5 protein-coding genes are annotated in these 5,256 nt (G+C 73.0%); 4 read left to right on the top strand and 1 reads right to left on the bottom strand.

What is annotated here, in order from left to right; translation table 11 throughout:
- Nucleotides 1–311, bottom strand: a 311-nt coding sequence (locus B0W80_RS36380; RefSeq protein WP_256856763.1) for a GIN domain-containing protein, incomplete at its 3' end; no start/stop codon positions are given.
- 28 nt (nt 312–339) lie between these two features.
- Between B0W80_RS36380 and B0W80_RS33695 the strand changes: the two genes are divergently transcribed.
- The 4 genes from B0W80_RS33695 to tssM all read left to right on the top strand — a co-directional run.
- On the top strand, nt 340–948 hold the full coding sequence (locus tag B0W80_RS33695; RefSeq protein WP_256856762.1) for an OmpA family protein: 609 nt from the start codon (nt 340–342) through the stop codon (nt 946–948).
- 186 nt (nt 949–1,134) lie between these two features.
- The gene (gene tssJ, locus B0W80_RS33690) at nt 1,135–2,334 is read left to right on the top strand and encodes a type VI secretion system lipoprotein TssJ (RefSeq protein ID WP_077003489.1); all 1,200 of its coding nucleotides are present in this window, start codon (nt 1,135–1,137) and stop codon (nt 2,332–2,334) included.
- A gap of 14 nt (nt 2,335–2,348) precedes the next feature.
- Nucleotides 2,349–3,449 carry a DotU/TssL family secretion system protein gene (locus B0W80_RS33685; protein ID WP_143684908.1) on the top strand — a complete coding sequence of 367 codons (1,101 nt, stop codon included), beginning with the start codon at nt 2,349–2,351 and terminating at the stop codon, nt 3,447–3,449.
- The coding region (tssM, locus tag B0W80_RS33680; protein ID WP_179107097.1) for a type VI secretion system membrane subunit TssM at nt 3,446–5,256 on the top strand (1,811 nt) is incomplete at its 3' end. The genes B0W80_RS33685 and tssM, both read left to right, overlap by 4 nt.

Here is a 5,256-nt window from a genome sequence, read left to right as displayed (position 1 = left end):
TCTTTCTCGATGGTGCCGATGCCGCGGACATCGCGCGTGATGGCCGGCTCGCCCAGGTAGCGCACGTGGCCGACGCCGCTGATGCGCACCGCCAGCGCGCGGCTGGCGGCCAGCTGCGCCTCGCCGTTGCCGTCGATCACGACCTCGGCGCGCTCGCTGGCCAGCCGCGGCGCGGCGTAGCGGCCCATGCCGGTGATGGCGAGCCGGCCATCACGCGCGATGTCCGCGGCATCGGCACCATCGAGAAAGATTGAACCGGCCGGGCGGCGCGTGCAACCCATGGGCATCGACGAATCCACCTCAACGTCCACGTCAACGCCCCAGATCAAGGAGTCCGACATGACCCGCTACCTCACCACCCTCGCCCTCGCCCTGGCCGCCGCCTTTCTCACGCCGCAGGTGAAGGCCGAGAAGGTCATGATCTACCGCGAAGGCCAGCTCGTGAACCCCACCGACGTGGCGGCCGTGCTCGGCAAGACCCGCTCGGTCCGCCTGCTCGACGAAACGCCTGCCGCCCCGGCCAAGTACGTGTCCGCCGCGGCAGCCGCGCTGGCGAAGACCTCGGCGCGCACGCCCCTGCTGGCGCACGGCCGCGAAGAAGCGCCCGTCGATGCGTCCGCCGTGTCGCTGCCGGTGCGCTTCGCCTTCGACTCCACCGACATTCTGCCGGCCGCACGCACCCAGCTCGACGCGCTGGCCGACGGCATCAAGCTGCTCGCACCCGACAGCATCGTCACCGTGGAAGGCCACACCGATGCCGTCGGCTCCGACGCCTACAACCTGGAGTTGTCTCGCAACCGTGCCCGCGCGGTGCGCGACTACCTGGTGCAGCACCATGGCATCGATGCCTCGCGGCTCAAGACGGTGGGCTATGGCGAGAGCCGGCCGATCGAGGGCGCCGAACCGACGGCCGGCGTGAACCGCCGCGTGCAATTCCGCGGCGCCTGAAGCATGTGCGGCACGCGTCGCGACCGCATCGCCGCACTGGCCATTCGATCGACTTGTAGCGCCAGGGGACGGCGCAGAGAATTGAAAGCGATCGAATGTGGAGCGCTTCGCACTGTGCCCAACCCCGCCCCGCCGGACTTGCTCCCTCTCCCTCCGGGAGAGGGCTGGGGTGAGGGCACCGGGCCCATGCAAGCCACCCGCCGTCAGCTCGTCGCCGGCCTCGGCCTTCTACCCCTTCTGGCCAGTGCCCCGCTCTTCGCCCAGCCCCAACCCAAGGTCGAGGCCTCGCGCCAACGCCGCATCGCGCTCGTGATCGGCAACGGCCGCTACCCCGACATCCCGCTCAACAACCCCGAGCACGACGCCCGCCTGGTCGCGCAGACCCTGCGGTCACTGGGCTTCGAGGTGGCCGAGCACCTCAACCTGCAGGCCCGCGACTTCAAGCGCGTGCTGCGCGAATTCGCGCGGCGCATGGACGACGACCAGGTCGCCTCGGTCTTCTACTACGCGGGCCACGGCGTGCAGATCGGCGGGCGCAATTACCTGCTGCCCGTCGACATCGGCCTGCGCGACGAAGCCGAGGTGCGCGACGAAGCCATCGACCTGCAGGAAGCGCTGCTCGCGCACGTCGACCGCGTGCGCCCGCGCGCCCGCATCTTCATCATCGACGCCTGCCGCAACGACCCCTTCGCCGCGCGCCGCAGTTCCCGCGGTGCCAACGGCCTGGCCGAGATGGCGGCGCCGGGCGCGCTGATCGCCTTCTCGGCCGCGCCGGGCGGCGTGGCGGAAGACGGCCCCATTGGCGGCAACAGCGTCTACACCAAGCACCTCGCGACCGAGCTGCGCTCCACGGGCGTCGAGGTCGAAGAAATGATGAAGGCCGTGCGCGTCAAGGTGCTGCGCGACACCGGCCAGCGCCAGATCCCGTGGGTCAACACGTCCATGGTGGTCAACTTCATGTTCAACCCCGGCACCGCACCGCCGCAGGCCGGCCCCAAGCGCAGCCTGCAGTTGCTGGTGCAGGCGCAGCGCAACCTCAACACCGACGCGCGCAATGCATCGGCCTCGCTGGCGCTGCGGGTCTACGTGCTGCGCGACGCCAGCGGCTTCGAGAAGGCGAGCTTCGACAGCCTCTACGATGACGACGAGGCCACGCTCGGTTCGAACGTGCTCGTGCGCGAGAACCTGCACCTGCGCCCCGGCGAGGCGCGCGAGCTGGCGCTGGAGCTGGCCGGCGACGCACGCGCGGTCGCCGTGTTCGGCGCCTTCCGCGAGATCGACCATGCGCAGTGGCGCGCCATCCTGCCGCTGCCCGTCGGCACCCTGGCGCCGCGCGCGCGCGTCGACGTGCAGGCCCGCCAGCTGCAGCTGGGGTGGTCGAAGTGATCGCATCGCCGGCCATGGCCGCGCCTGGCGACGTCGACGAGCCGCCCGCCACGCGCGCCCTGCGCAGCCACGCGCTGCCGCTGGTCGCGCTGACGGCAGGCCTGCGTGATGCGACGCCCGCCGACCCGGCCGCGCTGCGGCGCACGCTGGCCGCTGCCGTGACCCGCTTCGAAGCCGATGCGCGCGCGGCCGGCGTGCCGGAGCCCAGCGTGGCTGCAGCGAGCTACATCCTGTGCGCCTGGGGCGACGAGCAGTTCGCCGCCGCGCCGTGGGGCGCCGAGGGCGCGGGCCTGCTGCAGCGCTTCCACCACGAAGCGGGCGGCGGCGACAAGCTGCTGCGCCTGGTTTCGCGGCTGGCCGAGAAGCCGCGCGAGCACCGCGCGCTGCTCGAACTCTTCCACGCCTGCCTGAGCCTCGGGCTGCGCGCACGCACAGTGCTCGACCCGCGCGACCACGAAGCCCTGCGCGCACGCGTGCACCTGGCGCTGCAGCAAGTGGCACCGGCACCGGCACTGACGCCGCCGTGGCACTGCGCGGCGGCCGCCGCCAAGCCGCCGCGCACGCCGCGTGCGGCGCTGCCCGCCGTGCTGCTGCTGGGCGTGCTGGCCGTGGGCGTCTACAGCGCCAGCCAGTTGCAGCTGGCGGCGCGCGTCGACGGCGTGCTGGCCTCGCTGCAAGGGCTCGTGCCGACCGGCGGCGCATCGGCCCAGCCCGGTGCGGCTGCAGCGGCCGCGGCCGCCGCACCGCCGCGCCTCGCCTCGGCCCTGCGCGAGGACATCGACGCTGGCCGCATCCAGGTGCGCGACGAGGCATTGCGCAGCGTGGCCGTCGTCGATGCCGACAAGCTGGGCGACGCCAGCGCGCCGCTGAAGCGCCTCGGCGCCGCGCTGGCCAGGCAGCCGGGCAAGGTGCTGGTCGTCGGCTACACCGATGGCAGCGACGCCCCGACCGCCCGCACGCCTTCGGCCTGGCACCAGGCCATGGAATGGGCGCGCAGCACCGCCAACGTGCTGCGGCCGCAGCTCGGCGATGCGCGCATGGCTGTCGAGGCCAGGGTCGACGCCGCGGCCGCCAAGCCGCAGCGCCGGGTCGAAATCGTTCTGTTCCCGCAATGAAGTCGCCGGCCCGCGTCGCCCAAACCGCGGTGAACCTCGGCGCGGCCGCCGCCCTGCTGTGGTTCGCGGCACCGCTGCTGGTCATCGGCACCTGGCACCCCTTCGACGACCTGCCCGCGCGCGCAGCCTTGATCGTGGTCGTCGCCCTGCTCCTGCTGGGCCTGCGAGCGCTGCGCCAGTGGCTCGCGAAGCGGCGCAGCGAGCGCCTGTTGAAGGGGCTCGAATCCGGCGACGCCGGCTCCGACCTGGGCCAACGCTTCCGCCAGGCGCTGGCCATGCTGCGCCAGGGCGTCGAGGCCAAGGGCACGCGGCGCTGGTGGCAGACCCGGCGGCAGGTGCATCAGCTGCCCTGGTACCTGATCATCGGCGCGCCCGGCGCGGGCAAGACCACGGCGCTGCTGCATTCGGGCCTGCGCTTTCCGCTGGCCGAACGGCTCGGGCGCGACCCGCTCGCGGGCACCGGCGGCACGCGCCAGTGCGACTGGTGGTTCAGCCAGGAGGCCGTGTTCATCGACACGGCCGGCCGCTACACCACGCAGGACAGCGACGCCACGGCCGACGCCCGCGAGTGGCAGCAGTTCCTGGCCCTGCTGCGCCGGCACCGGCCGGTGCAGCCGATCAACGGCGTGCTGGTCAGCGTCAGCGTGCCCGACCTGCTGCACGGCGGCGCCGAACTCGCGCGGCAGGCAGCGGCCGTGGCCGCCCGCCTGGACGAATTGCGCCATGAGCTCGACCTGTCGTTCCCGGTCTACCTGCTCGTCACCAAGACCGACCTGCTGGCCGGCTTCACCGAGACTTTCGGCGACCTCGACGCGCAGCAGCGAGAGCAGATGTGGGGCCTGGTGTTCGACGCCGACGACGCATCCGCCGTGCCTCCCGACCTGGGCGCGCGCCTCGCCGGACTCGCCCAGCGGTTGAAGCAGCGCAGCACCGAGTCGCTGCAGCAGGAGCGCACGCCGCGACGCCGTCTGCCGGTCTATGCCTTCGCGGCGCAGTTCGACGCTCTGCTCGCGCCGCTCGAAGGTTTTGTGCGCACGGCCTTCGCCGGCCTGGCCGCCGAACCGGCCCAGCACCTGCGATCGATCGCGCTGACCAGCGGCACGCAGGAAGGCAACCCGATCGACCGCGTCATCGGCGAACTCGCGCGCAGCCACGGCCTGGCGCTGACGCCACTGGCGCGACCCGATGCCGGGGGCAAGTCGTATTTCCTGACGGCGCTGCTGCGGCAGCTGGTGATCGCCGAGGCGCCGCTGGCCGGCCGCCGGCTGCAGCGGCTGCGCTGGCGCCGGCGCGCGATCATCGCCGGCGCCGGCGTGGCCGGCACTGCGCTGCTCGCGACCTCCGCCCTGTGGTGGCAAAGCTATCGCCGCAACCTCGACTACGTCGACGCGGTGCGCACGCGCGTCGAGCAGTTGACCGAGCGCATCGGCCCGCTCGAATCGGCCGGCCTGGAACAGGTGCTGCCGCTCTATTCGCTGCTCGAACGCCTGGCCGCCAACGACGGCATCGACCCGAACGAGCCGCCGGCCGGCTTCGGCTTCGGCCTGTTCCAGGGGCCGCGCCTCGCGCGCTCGGCCGAGCAGTCGTACCGCGAGATGCTCGACCGCAGCCTCGCGCCGCTGCTCGTGCAGCGCTTGCAGCGCGACCTGCGCGAGGCCGACGACAGCGCCGCGCGCTACGAGGCGCTGCGCGCCGCCTTGATGCTGGGCAGCCCCGAGCGCCTGGTCCGCGACGACCTGCGCGCCTGGGTGGAGCAGACCCTGGCGCAGGCCAGCGGCGCGGGCGAGCGCGTCGACGCCGCCCGCCA

The organism is Variovorax sp. KK3 (assembly GCF_001984055.1).
Lineage (GTDB): Bacteria > Pseudomonadota > Gammaproteobacteria > Burkholderiales > Burkholderiaceae_C > Variovorax.
Note: the sequence above shows the minus strand (reverse complement) of the source record. Positions and strands in the feature narration are given on the sequence as shown.

Excerpts from the sequence above, each read along its gene's own strand:
- B0W80_RS33695 (WP_256856762.1), top strand. The coding sequence starts at position 340 with ATGACCCGCTACCTCACCACCCTCGCCCTCGCCCTGGCCGCCGCCTTT.
- tssJ (WP_077003489.1), top strand. The coding sequence starts at position 1,135 with ATGCAAGCCACCCGCCGTCAGCTCGTCGCCGGCCTCGGCCTTCTACCC.
- B0W80_RS33685 (WP_143684908.1), top strand. The coding sequence starts at position 2,349 with ATGGCCGCGCCTGGCGACGTCGACGAGCCGCCCGCCACGCGCGCCCTG.